This window comes from uncultured Caldilinea sp. (genome assembly GCF_937128415.1).
Classification (GTDB): domain Bacteria; phylum Chloroflexota; class Anaerolineae; order Caldilineales; family Caldilineaceae; genus Caldilinea.
Genome location: NZ_CAKZMJ010000021.1, coordinates 13325 through 33463, shown reverse-complemented (window position 1 = coordinate 33463; position 20139 = coordinate 13325). Strand labels below are relative to the sequence as shown.

Below are 20139 nucleotides of genomic sequence, written 5' to 3'. Positions count from 1 at the left end.
CTGAGCGAAATTTTGGGCGAGGCCACGCTCTCCATCGACAAGTTTCAGCGCACAATGGGCTATTACCGCGCAGCCCAGGCCGACCTGGAGGTGATCGAGCCGCGCAGCCGGCAGGCGCTGGAGGCGTACGCGGCCGGCGTCAACCAATGGCTCAGCGAAGGACATACGCTGCCGCCGGAGTTCCTCCTCCTCGGCGTCAGGCCCGAACCGTGGCGGCCGGCCGATTCGCTGGTCTGGCAAAAGATGATGTCGTGGGATCTCGGCGGCAATTACGAATTGGAACTGCTGAATCAGCGGCTGGTGCAGATGCTTGGACCCGAGCGCGCGGCGCAGCTTCTGCCCGATTATCCGGAAAACGCCATCACCATCCTGGCGGACGTCCAACTGGATGACGCAGGCGTCGCCCGTCTGTTGGAAATCGATCGAAAGTTGCAACAGGACTTTGGCCGCGGCGGCCGCGAATCGGGCAGCAACAACTGGGTGATCGCCGGCAGCCGCACCGAGACCGGCATGCCGATCCTGGCCGACGATCCCCACCTCGGCACATCGATTCCATCGATCTGGTATCTGGCTGAACTGCAGGGCGATCGGCTGCACGCCATCGGCGCCACCTTTCCGGGCTTGCCCGCCATTGTCATCGGCCACAATGCCCGCATTGCCTGGGGCGTCACCAATGTCGGCCCCGACGTGCAGGACCTCTACGTCGAGCGGCTCAACCCCGCCAATCCCAACCAGTACGAGGTCGACGGCGAGTGGCGAGACCTGACCATCGTCGAAGAGCCGATCGTCGTCAAAGGTCGGGACGAGCCGATCCGCTGGGCGGCGCGCAGCACGCGTCATGGCCCGTTGATCTCCGACGTCAGCGACACCGGCCAACCGGTGGCGCTGCAGTGGACGGCGCTGCAACCCGGCGACACTACCATTGACGCCTTCATGAGGCTCAACTACGCCGACGACTGGGAGGATTTCATCGACGCCATGACGAAATTCGTCACGCCCAGCCAGAATTTCGTCTACGCCGACGTGGACGGCAACATCGGCTACTTCGCGCCGGGCCGCATCCCGATTCGCGTCGAAGGACACGACGGCAGGTTGCCGGTGCCTGGCTGGGCGAGCGAATACGAATGGCAGGGCTTCATTCCGTTCGACGAGCTGCCGCAGGCCTTCAATCCACCCCAAGGATATATTGCTACGGCCAACAATCGCGTCGTCGGCGAAGAGTATCCCTACTTGTTGAGCACCGACTGGGCGCCGCCCTATCGGGCCGAGCGCATCGTCGAGATGATCGAAGAACGGAGCAGCAACGGACGTAGGATTTCGATGGACGACGTCGCTGCCATGCAGGCGGACTGGGAAAGCGCGCAAGTGCGCGACCTTTTGCCTTTCCTACTTTCCGTGCCGGCGAAGGATGAACGCCAGCAGCAGGCGATCGATTTGCTCAGAGAGTTCGACGGCGTCATGCGTATGGAGAGCGCAGCGGTCGCCATCTACCAGGCATGGATGCTTCATTTGGAGCGGGCGCTGTTTGAGGATGACCTGCGCGCTACGCTTTTCGAGGAGATGTCTACGCGCGCCAACCCGATCTTCCTGACCAACGTGCTCAACGACCCGGCGCTGGCCGCAGTCTGGTGCGACAATGTGTTGTCCGTCCCGATTGAAAGCTGCACCGATACGGCACAGGTCGCCCTCGACAATGCACTGGAGGATCTGAGTGCGCGCATGGGCGAAGACATCAACCGCTGGCGTTGGGATCGCATTCACATCACCCAGTACCCGCACAACCCGTTCAGCGAGGTGAACTATCTGAGAGGGATCTTCCATCGCACCATTCCCAACGGCGGCGACCGCTACACCGTCAATGTGGCGCCGGTCAAATTGTCGGAGCCCTACGTGCAGACTCACACGCCCGGCTATCGTCATATCATCGACCTGAGCAACATGGTCAACAGTCGTTTCATGATCACCACCGGGCAATCGGGCAATGTGCTCAGCCGCCACTACGACGACCTGATCCGCCGCCACCGGGACGTCGAGTATTTGCCGATGCTGTTCGGCAAAGAAAATGTGCGCGGGGAGACTCTGTGGTTGTTGCCGAGGTAAAGGAATGTTCTCATGCGAAACTCGGAATCACTTCAAAACATGGTATAATCAAAGTCGCAACCCTTTCAATACGCAAGCAGATTGATTCACGGCGCAAACGGAAACAGACGACACGACGCCATCATGTAATTCTTGGGAGTCGATTCATGCAAGCTTTTCGCTATATTCGTGCGCAGAATGCAGAGCATGCAGCCGCCTTGTTGTTGCAACAGGAGGGTCGGGCGCGCATTCTGGCCGGCGGCACCGATCTGATCGTGGCGCTGCGCGAGCGACGGATCGAGACCGACCTGGTGATCGACATTAAAGGCATTCCCGAAGTCGAGGAGATCGCGTACAGCCCCACCGAAGGGCTGCGCATCGGCGCAGCGACGCCTTGTTATCGCATCTACAGACACCCCGACGTGATCCGGCGGTACCCCGGCATCGTGGACGCCGCCTCGCTGATCGGCGGGATTCAAATTCAGGGGCGCGCCTCGTTCGGCGGCAATCTGTGCAACGCTTCGCCGGCCGCAGATTCGATCCCGGCCTTGATTGTGCACAGCGCCGTCTGTGAGATCGCGCGGCCGCAGGGGCGTCGGCGCGTGCCGGCGGAGGAATTCTGTGTAGCGCCGGGCAAGACGGTGCTCGGCAAGGGAGAATTTCTCGTCAGTTTGCATCTGCCGTCGCCCCCGCCGCGTTTCGGCGGCGCCTATCTACGTTTCATCCCGCGCAACGAGATGGACATCGCCGTCGTCGGCGTCGGCGCTGCGGTGCAGCTCGACGAGAGCCGGCGACGCATCGTCGCCGCGCGCGTTGCGCTTGGCGCAGTGGCGCCGACGCCCCTTTTCGTCCCCGAGGCGGGTGAGGCGTTGATCGGCGCCGAGGTGGGCGAGGAGGCGTTTGCGCAAGCTGCAGCGATCGCGCAAGCCGCCGCCCGCCCGATCACCGACATGCGCGGCACGGCGGAATTTCGTCGCCACCTGGTCGGCGTCTTAACGCGGCGCGCGCTGGCGAAAGCAGTGGAACGAGCAACCCAAACAACGGAGTAAATTCGCATGTCATCGAAAGTGATTGTGACCACGACCATCAACGGCGAAGAATTTGAGTTTCTATGCGAGCCCCGGCAAAGTTTGCTCGAAGTGCTGCGCGACGTGCTGGGCTTCACCGGCGCCAAAGAAGGCTGCAACAACGGCAATTGCGGCGCCTGCAACGTGTTGCTGGACGGCGTGCTGGTCAATTCTTGCCTCGTTTTGGGCGTTGAAGCGGAAGGTCGGACGATCGAGACGATCGAAGGAATGGCGGTCGGCGGGCGCCTGCATCCTCTGCAGCAGAAGTTCCTTGAACATGCAGCCCTGCAGTGCGGCGTCTGCACGCCCGGTTTTCTGCTGGCGGCCAAAGCGCTGCTCGATCACAATCCCGACCCAACGGAGGCGGAGGTGCGCCACTGGCTCGCCGGCAACCTCTGCCGCTGCACCGGCTACGATAAGATCATACGCGCTGTCCTCGATGCGGCGGATGCGTTGTAAATTTCGGCCATGACAGAAATCACCAATCCGCACGATCGGTTCTTTCGCGAGGCGCTGGCTGATCCGAAGGTTGCGAGCGACTTTTTACGCTATTATCTTCCGGGCGAGATTACTGAATTGCTCGATCTTTCCGAAGCTCCGGAGCCGATGAAGGACTCCTATGTGGATCCGGAGCTGCGCACTTACTTTTCAGATCTCCTATACAAGGTCCGTTTGAGGGGAGAGCGAGATGCATATGTCTACCTGCTGATGGAACATAAAAGCTATCCCGACCGTAAGGTTTGTTATCAGTTGCTGCGCTATATGACGCGCATCTGGGACAACGACCTGCGCGATCTTGACAACTTGCAGCCGATCTTCCCTGTCGTGGTCTATCATGGCGCAGCGACATGGCGCCTTTCTGACCGGCTGCAAGACCTCTTTGACGAGCTGCCGGATGCGCTACGTCCATACACGCCAGACTTTCGTTATTGGTTGTGCGATCTGTCCAGTTACAGCGACGACGAACTCAAGGGGGAAATCACGTTGCGCGTCGCTGTGATGGCGCTAAAATATATTTTCCGACCAGAATTGCCTGCGCGACTGCATGACATATTCAGGCTCTTGCATGAGGTGATTTCTCAGCCGACCGGCCTCCGTGCGTTGGAAGTCTTGCTGCGATATTTCTCGGTCGCCACCGATCAAGTCACGGGGAGCGATCTACGACGGGCGGTTGAGGAAACTTTCCATGAGGAAGGAGAACAAACCATGAAGACAATCGCCGAGCAGTGGATCGAAGAAGGCATGAAGCGGGGCTTGCATCAAGGGTTTGTCGAAGGACAGGAGATGGGTCTACGCGAAGGACTACAACGCGGGCTGCAACAAGGGCTGCAACAAGGGCTGCAACAAGGGCTGCAACAAGGGCTCCTTGACGGAATTCGACTGGCCCTGGAGCTCAAGTTTGGCTTTGATGGCCTGGCCCTTTTGCCTGAAATTGCGCGGCTCGAAGATATAGCGCTGCTCAGAGCGGTTCATGAAGCCATCCGCTTTGCCGAGACGCCTGAAGATCTGAGGAAAGTCTATCAGAAAATGTGAAATGGTTCGTGTTGCGTGCTCCGTGTTCGGTGCAGCCCTTTGCCACGAAACGCAACACGCAATAGAGAAAAAAGGCGGAACCCATGACAACGACAGCTTCACCGTACAAGGTTATCGGCACGCGACCGGTGCGCCCGGATGGGGTCGACAAAGTGACGGGCCGAGCCATTTACGGCGCCGATGTGCGGCTACCCGGCATGTTGCATGGCAAGGTGCTGCGCAGCCCCCACGCACACGCCAGAATCCTCTCCATCGACGCCTCGGCGGCGCTGGCTCTGCGCGGGGTGCACGCCGTCATCACGGCGCAAGACATGCCCGCCATCAGCGACAAGATCGCCGACCTGGGCGAATCCACCGTCAATCTGCGCTACGCCAGCAGCAACATCCTGGCGCACGACAAAGTGCTCTACTACGGCCATGCCGTCGCCGCCGTGGCCGCCGACAATGTGCACATCGCCGAGGAGGCGCTTTCGCTGATTCGGGTTGAATACGAAGTGCTCCCACATGTGCTGGACGGCAAGCAGGCCATGGCGCCCGACGCGCCGATTCTGCTCGACGATCTGCGCACCAACGAGCTGGGCAAGCTGGGCGATCGCCCCACCAACGTGGCGGAGCATATTCGCCACCAACGGGGCGACCTGGCGAAGGGCTTTGCCGAAGCCGACGTGATCGTCGAACGCATCTTCCACACCGCCACGGTGCATCAAGGCTACATCGAGCCGCAGAACGCCACCGCGCTGTGGAACGAGGACGGCCAGCTGTTCATCTGGTGCAGCACACAGGGCGCCTTCTCTGTGCAGGAGCAACTGGCGGAGCTGCTCCAGATTCCGGTCTCGCGCATCATCGTCACGCCGACCGAGATCGGCGGCGGCTTTGGCGGCAAGATCAACGTCTATCTGGAGCCGCTGGCCGCGCTGCTCTCGCGCAAGGCCGGCCATCGCCCCGTTAAGATGGTGATGACGCGCGCCGAGGTGCTGGCCGCCACCGGGCCGACCTCCGGCTCCTACATCCGCGTCAAGATGGGCGCACGGCGGGATGGCGTGATCACCGCAGCAGAGGCGGAGCTGATCTATGAAGCCGGCGCCTTCCCCGGCTCTCCTGTCGGCGCAGGCTGCGGCGTGATCTTCGCTCCTTACCGACTGGAGAACGTGCAGATCGACGGCTATGATGTCGTCGTCAATCGTCCTAAGGCGGCTGCGTACCGCGCGCCAGGGGGCACCAACGCAGCGTTCGCCTCGGAGACGGTCGTAGACGAGCTGGCGGAAAAGTTGGGCATGGACCCCATCGAGTTTCGTCTGCGCAACGCCGTGCGCGAGGGCGACCGTCGCGCTGATGGCCCAGAATACAAACGCATCGGCCTGATCGAGACGCTGGAGGCGGCGCGCAACCACCCCCACTACACTGCGCCCCTCACCGGCAAGCATCGCGGCCGCGGCGTGGCGACCGGCTTCTGGTTCAACTGGGGCGGCAAATCCAGCGCCACCGCCACCGTCAATCGCGACGGCACCGTCAACCTGATCGAAGGTTCGACGGACATCGGCGGCAGCCGCGCCTCGATCGCCATGCAATTGGCCGAGACGCTCGGCATCCCCTATGAGGATGTGCGGCCGCAGGTGGTGGGCACGGCCGGCGTCGGCTATAACGACGTCACCGGCGGCAGCCGCACGACCTTCGGCACCGGCTGGGCGGTCTATGAGGTGGGCAAGAAGATTTTGGCCGAGATGCGGCAGCGCGCCGCCGACTACTGGGGCGTGCCTGTCGAGGAAGTGAGCGTCGCCAACGGCGTCTTTGCACACAACGGCGAGTCTCTCTCCTTCCGCGAGCTGGCGGGCAAGCTCGATACGCCGGTGACGGCCAGCGCCGCCGTGCACCCGCAGAACTACGGCCCAGGCTTCGGCGTGCATATCGTCGACGTCGAGGTGGACGTTGAGACCGGCAAGGTGAGCATCTTGCGGTACACGGCGGCGCAGGATGTGGGGAAAGCCATTCACCCCAGCTATGTGGAAGGGCAGCTCCAGGGCGGGGTGGCGCAGGGCGTCGGCTGGGCGCTGAACGAGGAGTATGTGTACGACGAAAAGGGGCGGCTGCTCAACGCCACCCTGCTGGACTATCGCATGCCCACCGCGCTCGACCTGCCGATGATCGACACCGTGCTCGTCGAGGTCGCCAATCCGGGGCATCCTTACGGCGTGCGCGGGGTCGGTGAGGTGCCGATCGTGCCGCCGGCCGCCGCCATCGCCAACGCCATCTATCGCGCCATCGGCGTGCGCATGACCGAGCTGCCGATGTCTCCGCCCCGCATCGTCGCCGCACTGGCGAGGAAGACGCAGGATGGCGCCGCTGCATGAAGTGTGGATTCCGCCGGTGCACCGCGACCTGACCGCCGGCGCAGAACGCGTGCAGGTTGAAGCCGCCACGGTCGGCGAGATCGTGGCGGCGTTAGAGCGGCGTTTTCCCGGCCTGGCTGCGCGGCTCACGCAGGGCGACACCTTGCGGCCGGGCATCGCCGTCGCTGTCAACGGCGTCATCAGCACGCGCGGCCTGCGGCAGCGCCTCAACGAGCCTTCCGAAATTCACTTCGTGCCGGCCATCTCCGGCGGCTCTGCATCCTCCACCTCATTGGCAATCAGCGGCGCGTACAGAATGAGGCCGCCGGCCTCCAGCGTCACGACGACGCTTTCCACCGGATAATTGACCCCGTCCCCTGTGATCGCGATCAGCGTATGGCTGGCCGGCGGCAGCGTCAGCGTCGGCAACGCCAGCAAGACGGCGCTGCACGTCCCGTCGGCGGCCGCCACGCTCCAGCTCTTCGGGCCTGGCTCCACCTGCACCGTGCGCGCCTCCTGATACACGACGCCCGCCAGGCCCGGCAACACCTGAGCGTTCAGGTCGCAAACATCCACCGCCGTATTGGCGGGCGTGGCGTCAAAGGGCGCAGCGTGCAGCACCGTCACCGTTGCGAGCAACGGCGGGGGAATGGTGCCGATGGTGGGAGAGGCGGCGCCTGGCCCGCCTTGGGCAAAGGCGTTCTCTCTGGAGGGCGCCCACACAGCCAGCCCGATCACGAACAGAAACCCAACGACATACACCCATGGAACGCGTATGAGGCGATGTAATGGTTCAGCGATATGCATCATCTTCTCCTTTCGATGAACGGAAACGACCGATTCAATGACGACGGCGACGATGCATCGACGGCGGATTCAGCCCGGATGAGGAGAGGACGGCGGGGAAGACGTCCCAGCTGAATCCGTCGTGGCTTTACTATAGCACGATTTGCGCGGTTGATCCGGACGATTTCCCTTCTGTTATAATTCACTGCATGGCCATTCAGATTCTCTCATCGGAAGTCGCCGCTAAGATTGCCGCAGGCGAGGTGGTGGAGCGTCCGGCCAACGTCGTGAAAGAGTTGCTGGAAAACAGCCTCGACGCCGGCGCAGACGAAATTCGCGTGGAGGTGCGCGAAGGCGGGCGTCGGCTGTTGCGCGTCATCGACAACGGTTGCGGCATTCCTGCAGAGGAGCTTCCGCTGGCCTTTGCACGACACGCCACCAGCAAGTTGCGCAGCGTGGACGATCTCAACCACATCGTCACTTTCGGCTTCCGCGGGGAGGCGCTCTACAGCATCGCCGCCGTCAGCCAGGTCACGTTGACCAGCCGGCCAGCCGACCAGCCCTTCGCCGCCAGCGTGCGCGTCGAGGGCGGCGCGCTGCAGTCGACGAAGCGCGCCGCCGCACCGGTTGGGACGACGGTGAGCGTGGAAAATCTGTTTTTCAACGTCCCTGCTCGTCAGAAATTTTTGCGCGCCGCCGCCACCGAAGCCGGCCACATCGCCGCCATCGTGCAGCGCTACGCGCTTGCCCACCCGGAGAAGCGCTTCAGTTTCATCAACGACGGACGCCTGGTCTTTCAGTCGACCGGCAGCGGCGACCTCTTCGACGTCCTGTTGTTGATTTACGGGCGCGAGAACGCAGTGCAGATGGTCAGTCTGACGGGCTCGCCGCTGCGCAGCGGCGCAGGTCTCGAGGACCTGGCGCACGACGTCGATTTCCGCGCCGACGCGCCCCTGTCAACGCCGGAGACGTTCGACCGCAGCGCAGTGCGCGTCTCCGGCTACGTGAGCCTGCCCTCTCTGACGCGCGCCAATCGCAGCGCCATCGACCTCTTCGTCAACCGCCGCTACGTCGAAGATCGCAGCCTCACGCACGCGGTGGTGCAGGCGTATCATACGCTGCTGCCCGTCGGCCGCTTCCCCATGGCGGTGATTTTCGTCGAGATCGATCCGGGGCAGGTGGACGTCAACGTGCACCCACAGAAGACGCAGGTGCGCTTCGTCGATGAGCGTCGCGTCTTTGCGGCGGTGCAAAAGGCGGTGCGACGCGCGGTCGTCAGCGCTGCGCCGATCCCGGAGCTGGGCGTCGATGAGGAAGGGCGACTGCAACCCACCGACGAGACGCCCTCCATTTGGCCCGACGGCTGGGCGAGTCGTCGCGCGGCGATGCTCGCTGCGGGCGAGCAAGCCCCCCTGGACCTGGCGCCGCCGCCGCCTCGCTCGACGGGCGTTTTGCCGTCGTATCTCTCTCCGCAGGAGCGCGATCAGCCTGCGCGACCGGCGTCTCTTTCCAGCTCCTCGGCGCCTGCGCTGCGCAGCGAGCTTCCCAAATTGCCGCCGCTGCGCGTCGTTGGCCAGATCGGCGCAACCTACATTGTGGCCGAAGGGCCAGAGGGACTGTTTCTCATCGACCAGCACGCTGCCCATGAGCGCATTCTGTACGAACAGTACATGATGCAGCGCGCCGGGGAGCACGGCGAAGTGGCGAAGCAGCATCTGCTTGAACCGCTGACGCTCCACGTCGGCGCCCGCCTCACAGGGCTGGTGGCCGCGCATCTGGAAACGCTTCAGCGCATCGGTTTCGAGATCGAACCCTTCGGCGGCGACGCTTTTCTCGTGCGCGCGGCGCCCGCCGTGTTGGCGGGGGAAGACCCCATGCGGGTGCTGGAAGAGATCGTGGCTGCGCTTGGAGAGCGACGCAACCTGGTCGATGAAACCGTCGAGGCGACGCTGGTCAAGATGGTGTGCAAGCGCGCCGCCGTCAAAGCGGGGCAATTGCTCAGCGACCTGGAAATGCAGGAGCTGGTGCGGCAGTTGGAGCGATGCCAGTCCCCGCGCACCTGTCCGCACGGCCGTCCGACCATGATTCAACTCTCCGCCAGTGAGCTGGAAAAAGCGTTCGGGCGGATTTAGTCGATGATTCACAACCTCTCAACGCAAAGCCTTCCAAGGGAAGGCTCCCCGGAAGGCTTTGCGAGATGACCCATGTTCGGATGGCTCGTCTGTCGAGAATGAACCGACGGCGTTCGCTTTCTCCATCACCGCTCCGGCGTCCCCAACTTCACGATGATGCGCTGCGGCGGCTCGACGTCGCCCTGGTCGGGCGTGTAGTAGTCGAAGGCCCGGCTGGCCGGGGTCTGGGCGCGGATCGGATAGCGGGCCCGCAGCCGGTAGGTGAACTCCAGCGGCTCGCCGCGGACGACGTCGGTCAGGTAGAAGATGATCTGCCGGCCGGTCAGCTCATAGCGGGCGATGCGACCCTCTTCCACCAGCGCATCCAGGTCTTCGGTTAACGGGTCGAAGCCCGGCGGGACGCCGAGATCGACGAGCACCGTGCCGGCGCGATCTGCGCGCAGCAGCTCCACCGTGGCCGTCGCCTGCACGGTCTCGTTGACCGCCAGCTCCGTGCGGTCATAGACGACATTGACGCGCATCGGCGGCTCGGCCTTGGGCGGCTCGCTTACCCCGCTCCACGGCGTATAGAAGCTGGCGAAGACCTGGTAGTGCAGCGTGCGGTTGCCTTCGACCGTGATCTCCAGCTCCGCGGCGCCGTTTCCGATCCCTTCAAAGACCACCTGGTGCACAAGGTCGGCGTTGTCGGCGTCGATGGTCAGCGTACGGGTTTGCGTCTTGCCGTCGGCGCCGGTGAGGGAGAGGGTCACCATCGCAACATCTCCTTCGGTCTCCTGACGAGCGGCCAGCGCCAGCGCGCGCAGCGCCTGCACGGTGGCCTGCGTTGTGTAGAAGGCGCCGAAGGGGTCGCGGTTTTGAATCAGGTAATTCAACGCGTAGATGGCCAGATCAGATGCGTGGTCGCTGCGCAGCAGCGCCTGCGCCGCCACCGCCGTCGTCTCGATCTGCTCCACAAGCCCGTGGCCTCCGAGAAAGGTCACGCCATCGCCGCCCCAGTAGGCCATATTGTCGATCGTCTTCGCGCGGCTTGCCAGCGCTGCGAGCGCGGGCGCAGCGTCGGCGTCGGCGGCGATGAGCGCGTTGGCGATCAGGGCAAGCGTGTAATCGCTCAACGGAGCCCCCGCCGTCGTTTCGGCGCCTTTTTGACCGGCGGCGGCAAGAGCGGCGGCCCCGACGGCGGTCTGGGATTTCAGCGGCGCCGCAGCCAGGGCGCGCTTGAGCGCAGCCTCGAGGTAACGCACCCCACGACGGACGGCGGCCGGCTCTGCGTCGGCGTCCGCCAGCGCCCAGACGATGTAGGCGGTGGCGTTCAATCGGCTCTGATGTTTGTCCATGCCCGTGAGGATAGCCGTGTCTTCCGGGTCCCAGCTTCCATCCTGATTCTGCCGGTCGGCGAGGAAGGCGGCGATGCGATCGATCAGCGCCGGATCGACGTACGCCACCCGGCCCATGTCCGTGAACTCCATCAACCCGAAGGCGGTGAGCATCATTTGCGCGGGCGGATCTCCAAAGAGACTGAAGCCGCCCGGCGTCTCGCGCACCTCGAAGGTGAGCAACCGCTGGTAACCAAGACGGATCAGGGTTTCGGCCCGCATCTGAAGCTCTGGCGAAACCTGGCCGCTCGCCTTGAGGAAGTCGAGCACGAGGATGTTGGGATAGGTGATGCTGCTGGTCTGCTCAAAACAGCCGTAAGGCGTCTGCAACAGCCCTTCCAGGCCGCTCAGGGCCTGGCTGATCAGGCTCGGATAGATGCGCACGGTCAGCCGTTCGGTCTCCGGGATCGCTGCATCGGGCAGGGAGACGGTGAAGCGTTGGGCCTTCTCCAGCCGCCCGCCGAACGTCTCCGCCACCTGCTGACCGTCCGGCAGCACTTCGACCTGGCGCACGACCGCGTCGCTGAGCGAGGCGCCGATGGCCGTGATCTGGAAGTCATGGACGCCGTGGCGCAGCACGCGCATGGGGACGTAGACTACGGTCACCTCGTTGGCGTGCACGGCGATTTTGCGGGGAGGCTCGCTCGTCAGCTCGTACCAGTCGCCGGGCGCCACCTCGAACTCGATCAGCTGCGGCTCATCCAGATAGTTGTACACGCTCACCGGCGCCTCGATCTCGTCGCCCACGGTGAGGAAGCGCGGCAGGTCCGGCTCCACGAAGAACTCCTGGAAGACGCGCAGCTGCACCTGTGCGCTGCCGAGGTTGCCCGCCTCGTCGGAGGCCAGCACGCTGACGCGCCAGGTCGTGATCGAGTCGGCGATGGGCGCCTCCACGCGGGCGCGGCCATTGGCGTCGGTCTCCAGCTCCGGCAGCCAGTAAAGCGTCTCTGGGAAGAATTGACGCAGCCGCGGCGGCTCGGGACCTCGGGCGGCGGCCGTCTTGGATGCAGCCGGGGCAGACGCCGGGGCAGGCGCAGCGGGTGCGCTGCAGGCGGACCAGAAGAAGGCGGCCAGCGCAAAGAGCGTCAGCGCAATCAGCAGGCGTCGGCGTCTGCGGCTGCCGTTGTAGAGCGCCAGGCCGACCAGCGGGGCCAGCAGGTAGAGCCGATTGCCCCAGCTCATGGCGAGGGAAACGGGCAGCGGCGGCGCTGCGACGCTCTCCTCTGCGGGAAGCGGCTGGCTTGCAGCCAGCTCCTGGGCGAAGAGACCGGCCAGCGCCCTCTCGCGCGCCTGGGCGGTGTATTGCAGGCTGTCCGGTCGGCCATCGTAGGGCGAGTAGACGTCGTCGTCCAGCTTCACGAAACCCTTGATCTGATAGCGCGGCTCCTGCAGCTCGCGTTCGAGCAGAAAATAGGTGCGCGCAAAGCCCGGGTCTTGCTCTTGCACATAGAAGACCGACTCATCGACGATGGCCAGCCCGATCACGCCCGGCATGGGCGCGCCTTCTCGTTTCACCTGAATGTCGAGCGTGGCGACGTCGCCCGGGCGATAGACCTCGGCGTCGGCGCTCACCGTCACCTCGGCGGGCGCCGGATTGACGAGCAGCAGGCGGCGGTCGCGCGCCAGCTCTCCGGTGTCGCCGATGGCGTACGCGTTCAATTCAAGCGCGCCGAGCAGGCTGCCGTCGATGGGAATGGCGGCGCGCGCCGCACCGTCCACCACGGGCAAGGCTGCCATGGCAAAGGTCTGCCGCCCCTTGATCACATCGAGATAAACGGTTGTGGCGTCGCCGTTGACGAAGATGTCGATGTTGGCGGTCTCGCCGACTTTATACTCGCTGCGTTCGGGGCGCATTAGCACGGCTGCACCGGCGCGGCGCTCTCCGGCGAGCAACAACGGCTGCACGGCCGTTCGCCCTTCGACGTCAACCGCTTCGACTTCGAGAGGGACGTAGTTCATGTTAGGCGGGGTGAGCGTGATCACGGCCAAGCCATAGGGGTCGGTCGTCGTGGTCACGGTGGTCGGGAGCGAAGGCGAGGTGATCTGAAGCGTCGCCTGAACCGGTGCGCCGTCGGGCGTGGTCACGTCGAGATAGATGCGGTTCTCCAGCCCGGGTTTCAACACGCCGGATTCCGGGACGGCGTCGATCAGGAGCAGCTTTTCGGCGACGGTGATGCTCTCGTCGATCTCCTCAAGATGGTTGGCGGCATCGACCACTTCGATTTTGAGGTCGATCTGGGCGCTGCGGTTGTCGAGCCGCCCCACCAGAAACTCGGGCGTCGGCGCTTCGTAGCGGAAGACGCCTTCTGCGTTGGTTTCGCCGGTCAGCTCGAAGACCGTCTCCTCGGCCACGTCGGTGATCGTCCCACGCACTGTGACCTTGCCGCCCGCCACCGGTTTACCGAAGAAGTAATGCGCTTCGATGACGCCTGTGGCGATCTCGCCGGGCAGATAGAAGCTGCGATCCGGTTTGAAATCGATCTTGAAGCGCGGGAGTCGGTAGGGCTTGACTTCGACGGTGCGCGTCGCCTGATTTGGGCCGATCTCGGCGGCGATGGCGTAGTGGCCGGAGGGCGCCTGGGCGTCCAGTGGAAAATCAAAGCTGGCGACGCCGTAGTTGCTCGTTGTCAGCGCTTGTCGCACGAGCTTATTGCCCTGCGGATCGGAGATCGCGACGGTCACCGTCTCTCCGGCGGCAGCGCGCAGGTCGAGCGCGCCGAGCGCCAACATGCGCAGGTGGATCGTCTGGCCCGGCTGGTAGATCGGCTTGTCCGTCGAGATGAGAACGTTGTACATGCGACCGATGTAGACGTCCTGAGCGAGGCGCCTTTTGCCGTCCGGGGTGTCGGCGGAAACGACCAGTCGCCGATGCACAGGCTTGTCGAATGCCGGCGTCTCGAATTCGACGCGCACCAGGCCATTCTCATCGGTCCGCCCCCTGAAGACCGGGGTGCTGACGCCCGCCTCCGCATCCTCGAGCGCCACTTCCACAGTCCGGTTGGCGACATCCGCCAGCGCCGACGAGGCCCACGGATTGCGCACCTGGACAAGAAAGCTGGCCGTGCTTCGAGGCGCCAGATGCTCGACCTGCCCCATCAGAATCAGGTGGGCTTCCTCCAGGGCGACTTGTCGCGCCGGCGCAGGCGATGAGGGGGTGCACCCAAACAGCAAGAGAAAAAGCGGTAACAGAATACGAAGTCGTCGCGAGCGTAGATAGGACATAGACGCCTCCTGAATGCAACATTGCGGGAATCGGCTGAAACGCTTGTTCGCCCTGATTCTTGCCAGAACGCGCGTTGCAGTGCAAGAGGCATTTTTGTATCAAATACGCTTCATTGAGTGTTACAGAAGTCTAAATGACGGCGCTGTCAACCCATGGAACGTGCGTTGAGTGGGTGCATGAAGGGGGCAGGGTGCGAAGAGTGCAAAGCAATGGCCCAGATCAAGCGCTCCTTTCAGGTCAAAATCCCTGATGGGTCCCAGCGACGCCGGATGGCCTGTGCGATGTCGTCGGCGTCGGCGCGCCACCCCCAACGCTCTGGCCCAGTCATGATTTCTTCAGGGCCGGCAAGGACGGCGGCGTAGCCGCGCAGCGCCAGGGCTGGCTGCCGCGCCCCCTGCAGGAAATTGCGCAACATTGCGACGTCGTTCTGCGGCCAGCGCACGAAGAGCAGGCCAGAGGCTGCGTCGATCAACCAGGACCCTGAGCGCTGGACGTCCTCCGGCAGCATCCGCCAATAGAGCGCCAGGTGCTGCGGCGGGACGCCGACGCGCACGAGCAAGTCGTCGTCACTCGCCGCGGCGAGATGTGCGCACCAACGTGCGGTCACGGTGAATCGTGCTTCATCGCCGCAGTCGGCGCCGACCTGCCGGAGCGCAGCTGTAAGCTCCTCGCATTCTGCATCTACGTCTTCCGGCAACCCTTCCACCGTGAAGAGGACGCGCCAGCCCCCTGCTTCATCCTGTGCGATGGCGACGCCGGCGGTCATCAGCCAGCGCAACGCCGTCGCCTGCGCCCACTCGACGCCCTGCAACGGGCTTTCGACGGGAAGAGACAACGTGCGCCGCAGCCGCGGGAGCGGCGTCAGCTTGAGCGTGACGTCGGCGATCAATCCTAGCGTTCCGTGGGAGCCGATGAAGAGCTTGGTCAGGTCGTAGCCGGCCACGTTCTTGACCACGGGCCGGCCTGCTCGAATCACGCGGCCATCCGGGAGCGCAACGGTGACCGCCAATACATTGTCGCGCCAGCCGCCGTAGCGCATGCGCAGCGGCGCGTTGAGGTTGGAGGCCAGCAGCCCGCCGACCGTGGCGTCCGGCCATGGCGCAGCGAAGGACGCCTGAAAACCGTGGGCGGCTAACAACTCGGCCAGCTCGTGAAAGGGCGTCCCTGCGGCGACGGTCACGACCAGATCGTCGGGTGCGAACGTAAGCACTCCGCGCAGGCGGTGAGTGAAGAGCTGCAAGGCGGCGTCGAGCCGTCTTCCAGAGCGCTCCGTCGAGGCGATGTGCACGCGTCTCCTCTCCACCGTGCAGCCTGCCAGGATGGCGGCGGCCTCCTCCGCCGTGGATGGGGCCGCCGACTCGCCTTTCGGCGCCGCGCCGGCCATCCTCACCGGCGCCGGCAGGTCATCGGGCAGAATCTTGCCGGGGTTGAGGAGGTTGTCGGGGTCGAACGCCTGCTTAACGTCGCGCATCGCCGCAAGCTCGGCGGCTGTGTACATGGCGGGCATGTGCTGGCGTTTTTCGATGCCGACGCCATGTTCGCCGGTGATGCTGCCGTCCTTGGCGATGCAGATGGCGACGATCTCATGCGTGGCCGCAAAGACGCGCTCCATCTGCTCGGTATTGCGCGGGTCGCACAGGATGCAAGGGTGAAGGTTGCCGTCGCCGGCGTGGAAGACATGGCCGGTCTCCAGGTTGTAGCGCGCCAGAACCGCGGCGATCTCGTGCAGCGTTTCGGCGAGGCGCGAGCGCGGCACGGTGACGTCGACCAGATAAAAGGCGGGCGCCAGCCGCGAGAAAGCGCCCGCCGCGCTCTTGCGTCCGTACCAGATGCGCTGACGCTCCTCCTCTCCGGCTGCGATGCGCAGGTCGTAGCCGCCGTGCGCAACGAGAAGTTCGGCGATCTCTTTAACCTGGCTGTCGAGGCTTTGCGCATAGCCGTCCACCTCGACGATCAGCGCCGCCTGCGCCTCCACAGGCAGCCCGACCCGGACGTACGCCTCGATCATGCCCATCACCTTCTGATCCATCATCTCCAGCGTTGCAGGCGTCAGCCCGGCGGCGATGATGGCGGAGACGGCTGCGCCGGCGGCCTCGTCGGAGCGGAAGGAGACCATCATCGTCTTGACCGCCGGCGGATTGCGGATCAGCCGAATCGACGCCTCGGTGACGAGCGCCAGCGTTCCTTCGCTGCCGACGATCAGGCCGGTGAGGTCGAGTTCGGGGATGTCGAACGCCTGTCCACCCGTGCGGATGATGCGTCCGTCGGCCAGCACCGCCTCGAGGCCGGTGATGTAGTTGGCGGTGACGCCGTATTTGAAACAGTGCGGTCCGCCTGCGTTCTCGCCGATGTTGCCGCCGAGCAGCGAAGAACGCCCGCTCGACGGATCGGGCGGATAATAGAGCCCGAGCTTTTTGGCCGCAGCGTCGAGCGCCAGGTTGACGACGCCCGGCTGCACGATCCCGTTGCGACCCAGCGGATTGAGTTCAAGGATGCGGTTCATGCGCGCAAATTCGACGATGACGCCCCCACGCTCGGCCACCGCCCCGCCGGATAGCCCGGTGCCCGCCCCGCGCGCTACGACAGGCAGGCGAGCGTCGCGCGCCCAGCGCACCAGGAGACTCACGTCCGCAGCGGACTCTGGATAGAAGACCGCGTCGGGTCTGCCGCGATCGAAACCGGCGTCGATCTCATAGACGACCAGCTCGGACGGATCGGTGATCAGTTGATCGCGCGAAAACGGCGCATCGAAGCTTCGTTCAGACATGGCTCATCGCATAGGGCATTCATCGCACAGGGCCGGACGTATTCTACTACGCAACATTGTAAACTACGCGCCCAGCGCAGTCCTTTCCGTCAACCTCACAGATTCGGGCAGGCTTCCCGAATCACGCGCGTGATGTACTCGATCTCCTCGATGCGCAGCGACGAAGCGGAAGGTAGATAAAAGCCGCGCTTGCACAAATCTTCGGCCACCGGATAGCGCTCCCCGCGGAACTGTTTCCAGTAGACGGGCTGGCAGTGCATAGGAATGAAAAACGTGCGCGTTTCGATCCCGTGCTCGGCCAGCACGCGACGCAACTGGTCGCGACTCATGCCGTACGCTGCTTCATCGACCAGAATGCCGTACATCCAGTAGACGTTTTTGGCCCAGGGCGCCTCCGACGGCGTGCGGATGCCGGGAATCCCGTGCAGCCGACAGGTGTATTCGGCTGCATTGCGCCGCCGCGCGGCGACGAAGGCGTCTAACTGCTCCACCTGCGCCAGCCCGACGGCCGCCTGCAAGTTGGTCATGCGGTAGTTGAAGCCGATGTACTTGTGCCAGAAGTGGCGTTCGCGGCTGAAGGCGTGGTCGCGCAAGTTCCAGGCCAGCCGCGCCAGCTCGCGGTCATTGGTGGTGACCATGCCGCCCTCGCCGGTGGTGATGATTTTGTTGCCGTAGAAGCTGAAGCCGGCCGCATGGCCCAGCCCGCCTGTGCGCCGCCCCTTGTATTCGGCGCCGTGCGCTTCGGCGGCGTCCTCGATCACGGTCAGCCCGTGTTTCTCCGCCAGCTCCATCAGCGGGTCCATGTCGGTCGGATGGCCGTAGATATGCACAGGCACGATGGCCTTCGTGCGCGGCGTAATCTTATCCTCCACCTGGTTCAGGTCCATCTGCCAATACTCCGGCTCCATATCGACCAACACCGGTTTGGCGCCGCAGTAGGTGACGGCGTTGGCGGTGGCGATCATGGTGAAGGTGGGGATGATCACTTCGTCCCCCGGCTCCAGCCCCAGCGTCGCCATGGCCAGGTGCATGGCCACGGTGCCATTGGCGCAGGCGATGCCATACTGGACGCCGCAGGCTTCGGCGAAGCGCGCCTCAAATTCGCGAATGAAGCGCCCTGCGGATGAAATCCAGTTCGTCTCGATCGCCTGCTGGACGTATTTCATCTCGTTGCCGCCCAGCGTCGGCTCACAGACCGGGATGATCGTCCGCCGCGGCTCTTCGCCGAATTCCGGGATCGACCGATAGACAAGCTTGACTTCCGGATCGGCGGCGGGGATGATCGCCGCCAGATCGCCCATCTCTTCCAGTGACAGTTCAGCAGGCTGCAACATGGTTCACGTTCTTCTTTCTTCCCACAGATTCCAAATCGTCGCCACGTATTTCCGCCCCTTGACGAGATAATCCCACAGATTGGCGCCGGTCTTGCTCTCGCCGGCGGTGCGAGGAACGCAGATGTAGGGAACCTCTTTGACCACGAAACCGACGCGCACCGCGCGCGCCAGCAGATCGATGCAATATTCGCCGTAGTCCCCACGCAGCCGCAGCGTGCGCAGCACCGGTGCGCGCGCTGCGATGAAGCCGCTCGTGTAGTCGTGCACGACGCCGCCGAGCAGGAGCACTGCGAAGCTGTTGATGATGCGGCTCAAGGTGCGCGCCATCCAGCCGTGCGCAGCGTCGGCGCCGCCCTTGACCCATCGCGAACCGACGGCGATATCTGCGCCCTCTTCGAGGATGGCGCGCACCAATCGCGCCACATCCGCAGGCGGCATCGAGAGGTCGCAGTCCATCCAGGTGACGATGTCTGCGCCAAAGGTTTCGAGCGCAAAGTCGATCCCGCACTGGATGGCGGAGGTCAACCCTTTCTGTCCGATGCGCACGTAGAGCGCTACGCGCAGTTGGTCGGCGCTGTTGTAGCGCGCGGCCAATGAACGCACCACCTCCGCCGTGCCGTCGGGCGAAGAGTCATCGACCACCAATATCATGTGCGGGGCGACGGCGTTTGTCAGGATGCCTTCAATCAACGCAGCAATGTTGTCGCGTTCGTTGAAGGTCGGCAGCACCGTGCACACCAACGTCATGGCGTCCCCTCGTCCATCTGTCGGCCCGAGCGCTTGTCCGCCGCGTTCCATGCTTTTCTTGCCACAACCAGCAGGCTGAGTCCCCACATCAGGTCATGGCGCTGTAGCCACCTCGCCTCCTGCATCAACGCAGCGCCCACCAGGCGATGAACGACGCCCTCTTCGTACAGGTCTTGCGAAAAAGGCAACAGGCCACGCCGCTGTAAAAGACGCACGGCCGCCACCGCAGGTGCGAGCAGGCTGTTGGCGTAGGTTACGCGCAAGGGAGTCAACCCAGCCCGGCGCACCAGCGCAACGAAGGCGCTGCGACTGTAGCGACGACCGGTGCCAAAAGCGACGTCGTGCGGCCCATACAGCCACGCGTGCGCGCTCACGCGCAGGAGTGCAACGCCGCCGGGCAGCAGCAGGTCGTGGATGACGGTCAACGCCGCGCCCGCATCGACGCCCTGTTGATCCACCACATCGAGCGCCGCAATCAGGGCGAAGGTCGGCCCGGCGAACGGGAGCCGCAACAGGTCGCCTTGCAGCCACGCCACGCGCTGTGAGCGGCTCTGCGCAAAGGCCAAAGCGGCGCTGCGCAGGTCGAGGCCATACACTTGAACGTCGGGGTGCGCCTTGGCCAGCTCGATGGCGAAGGCGCCGCCGCCGCAGCCAAGCTCCAGGATCGGCCCAAACGGCAGTGGAACGTTCGCCAGCAGCGCCTGCGCGACTGCGCGCATGCCGACATTCCAGCCGCCCGCTTCCTCCGCTGCGTACAACGATGGCAACAAA

General features: G+C 64.2%; 13 protein-coding genes. 7 read left to right on the top strand and 6 right to left on the bottom strand.

The genetic code is table 11. From position 1 onward, the window contains the following. From Q0367_RS02480 to Q0367_RS02455, 6 genes are all read left to right on the top strand, one after another. A partial coding sequence (locus Q0367_RS02480) for a penicillin acylase family protein (protein ID WP_298980817.1) occupies window positions 1–2100 on the top strand: 2100 nt, incomplete at its 5' end. 146 nt (window positions 2101–2246) lie between these two features. Then, window positions 2247–3128 carry a xanthine dehydrogenase family protein subunit M gene (locus Q0367_RS02475; protein WP_298980815.1) on the top strand — a complete coding sequence of 294 codons (882 nt, stop codon included), beginning with the start codon at window positions 2247–2249 and terminating at the stop codon, window positions 3126–3128. Between the two features lie 6 nt (window positions 3129–3134). Further along, on the top strand, window positions 3135–3605 hold the full coding sequence (locus tag Q0367_RS02470; RefSeq protein WP_297629930.1) for a (2Fe-2S)-binding protein: 471 nt from the start codon (window positions 3135–3137) through the stop codon (window positions 3603–3605). Window positions 3606–3614: 9 nt separating this feature from the next. Next, the gene (locus tag Q0367_RS02465) at window positions 3615–4679 is read left to right on the top strand and encodes an Rpn family recombination-promoting nuclease/putative transposase (protein ID WP_298980813.1); all 1065 of its coding nucleotides are present in this window, start codon (window positions 3615–3617) and stop codon (window positions 4677–4679) included. 83 nt (window positions 4680–4762) lie between these two features. After that, window positions 4763–7027: a xanthine dehydrogenase family protein molybdopterin-binding subunit gene (locus tag Q0367_RS02460; RefSeq protein ID WP_298980811.1), complete on the top strand. Its 2265-nt coding sequence runs from the start codon at window positions 4763–4765 to the stop codon at window positions 7025–7027. Beyond that, on the top strand, window positions 7011–7370 hold the full coding sequence (locus Q0367_RS02455; RefSeq protein ID WP_298980809.1) for a MoaD/ThiS family protein: 360 nt from the start codon (window positions 7011–7013) through the stop codon (window positions 7368–7370). The genes Q0367_RS02460 and Q0367_RS02455 overlap by 17 nt, the downstream gene beginning before the upstream one ends. On the opposite strand, the gene Q0367_RS02450 is transcribed toward Q0367_RS02455, so the two are convergent. Further along, window positions 7253–7816 carry a hypothetical protein gene (locus Q0367_RS02450; RefSeq protein WP_298980807.1) on the bottom strand — a complete coding sequence of 188 codons (564 nt, stop codon included), beginning with the start codon at window positions 7814–7816 and terminating at the stop codon, window positions 7253–7255. The two genes, Q0367_RS02455 and Q0367_RS02450, sit on opposite strands and share 118 nt — an antisense overlap. Window positions 7817–8001: 185 nt before the next feature. Here Q0367_RS02450 and mutL point away from each other — a divergent pair, with 185 nt between their 5' ends. Further along, complete coding sequence (gene mutL, locus Q0367_RS02445) at window positions 8002–9924, top strand: DNA mismatch repair endonuclease MutL (protein ID WP_298980805.1); 1923 nt, start codon at window positions 8002–8004, stop codon at window positions 9922–9924. 125 nt (window positions 9925–10049) lie between these two features. On the opposite strand, the gene Q0367_RS02440 is transcribed toward mutL, so the two are convergent. From Q0367_RS02440 to Q0367_RS02420, 5 genes are all read right to left on the bottom strand, one after another. Then, window positions 10050–14519 carry an MG2 domain-containing protein gene (locus Q0367_RS02440; RefSeq protein WP_298980803.1) on the bottom strand — a complete coding sequence of 1490 codons (4470 nt, stop codon included), beginning with the start codon at window positions 14517–14519 and terminating at the stop codon, window positions 10050–10052. Window positions 14520–14752: 233 nt separating this feature from the next. Further along, a complete protein-coding gene (locus Q0367_RS02435) occupies window positions 14753–17287 on the bottom strand; it encodes an FAD-binding oxidoreductase (protein WP_298980801.1) in 2535 nt (844 codons plus the stop codon). 95 nt (window positions 17288–17382) lie between these two features. After that, a complete protein-coding gene (locus Q0367_RS02430; RefSeq protein WP_297629907.1) occupies window positions 17383–18621 on the bottom strand; it encodes a DegT/DnrJ/EryC1/StrS aminotransferase family protein in 1239 nt (412 codons plus the stop codon). 3 nt (window positions 18622–18624) lie between these two features. Next, window positions 18625–19419 carry a polyprenol monophosphomannose synthase gene (locus Q0367_RS02425; RefSeq protein WP_298980798.1) on the bottom strand — a complete coding sequence of 265 codons (795 nt, stop codon included), beginning with the start codon at window positions 19417–19419 and terminating at the stop codon, window positions 18625–18627. Further along, window positions 19365–20135: a class I SAM-dependent methyltransferase gene (locus Q0367_RS02420; protein ID WP_298980796.1), complete on the bottom strand. Its 771-nt coding sequence runs from the start codon at window positions 20133–20135 to the stop codon at window positions 19365–19367. Before Q0367_RS02420 ends, Q0367_RS02425 begins: the two co-directional genes overlap by 55 nt. Between the last annotated feature and the right edge of the window lie 4 nt (window positions 20136–20139).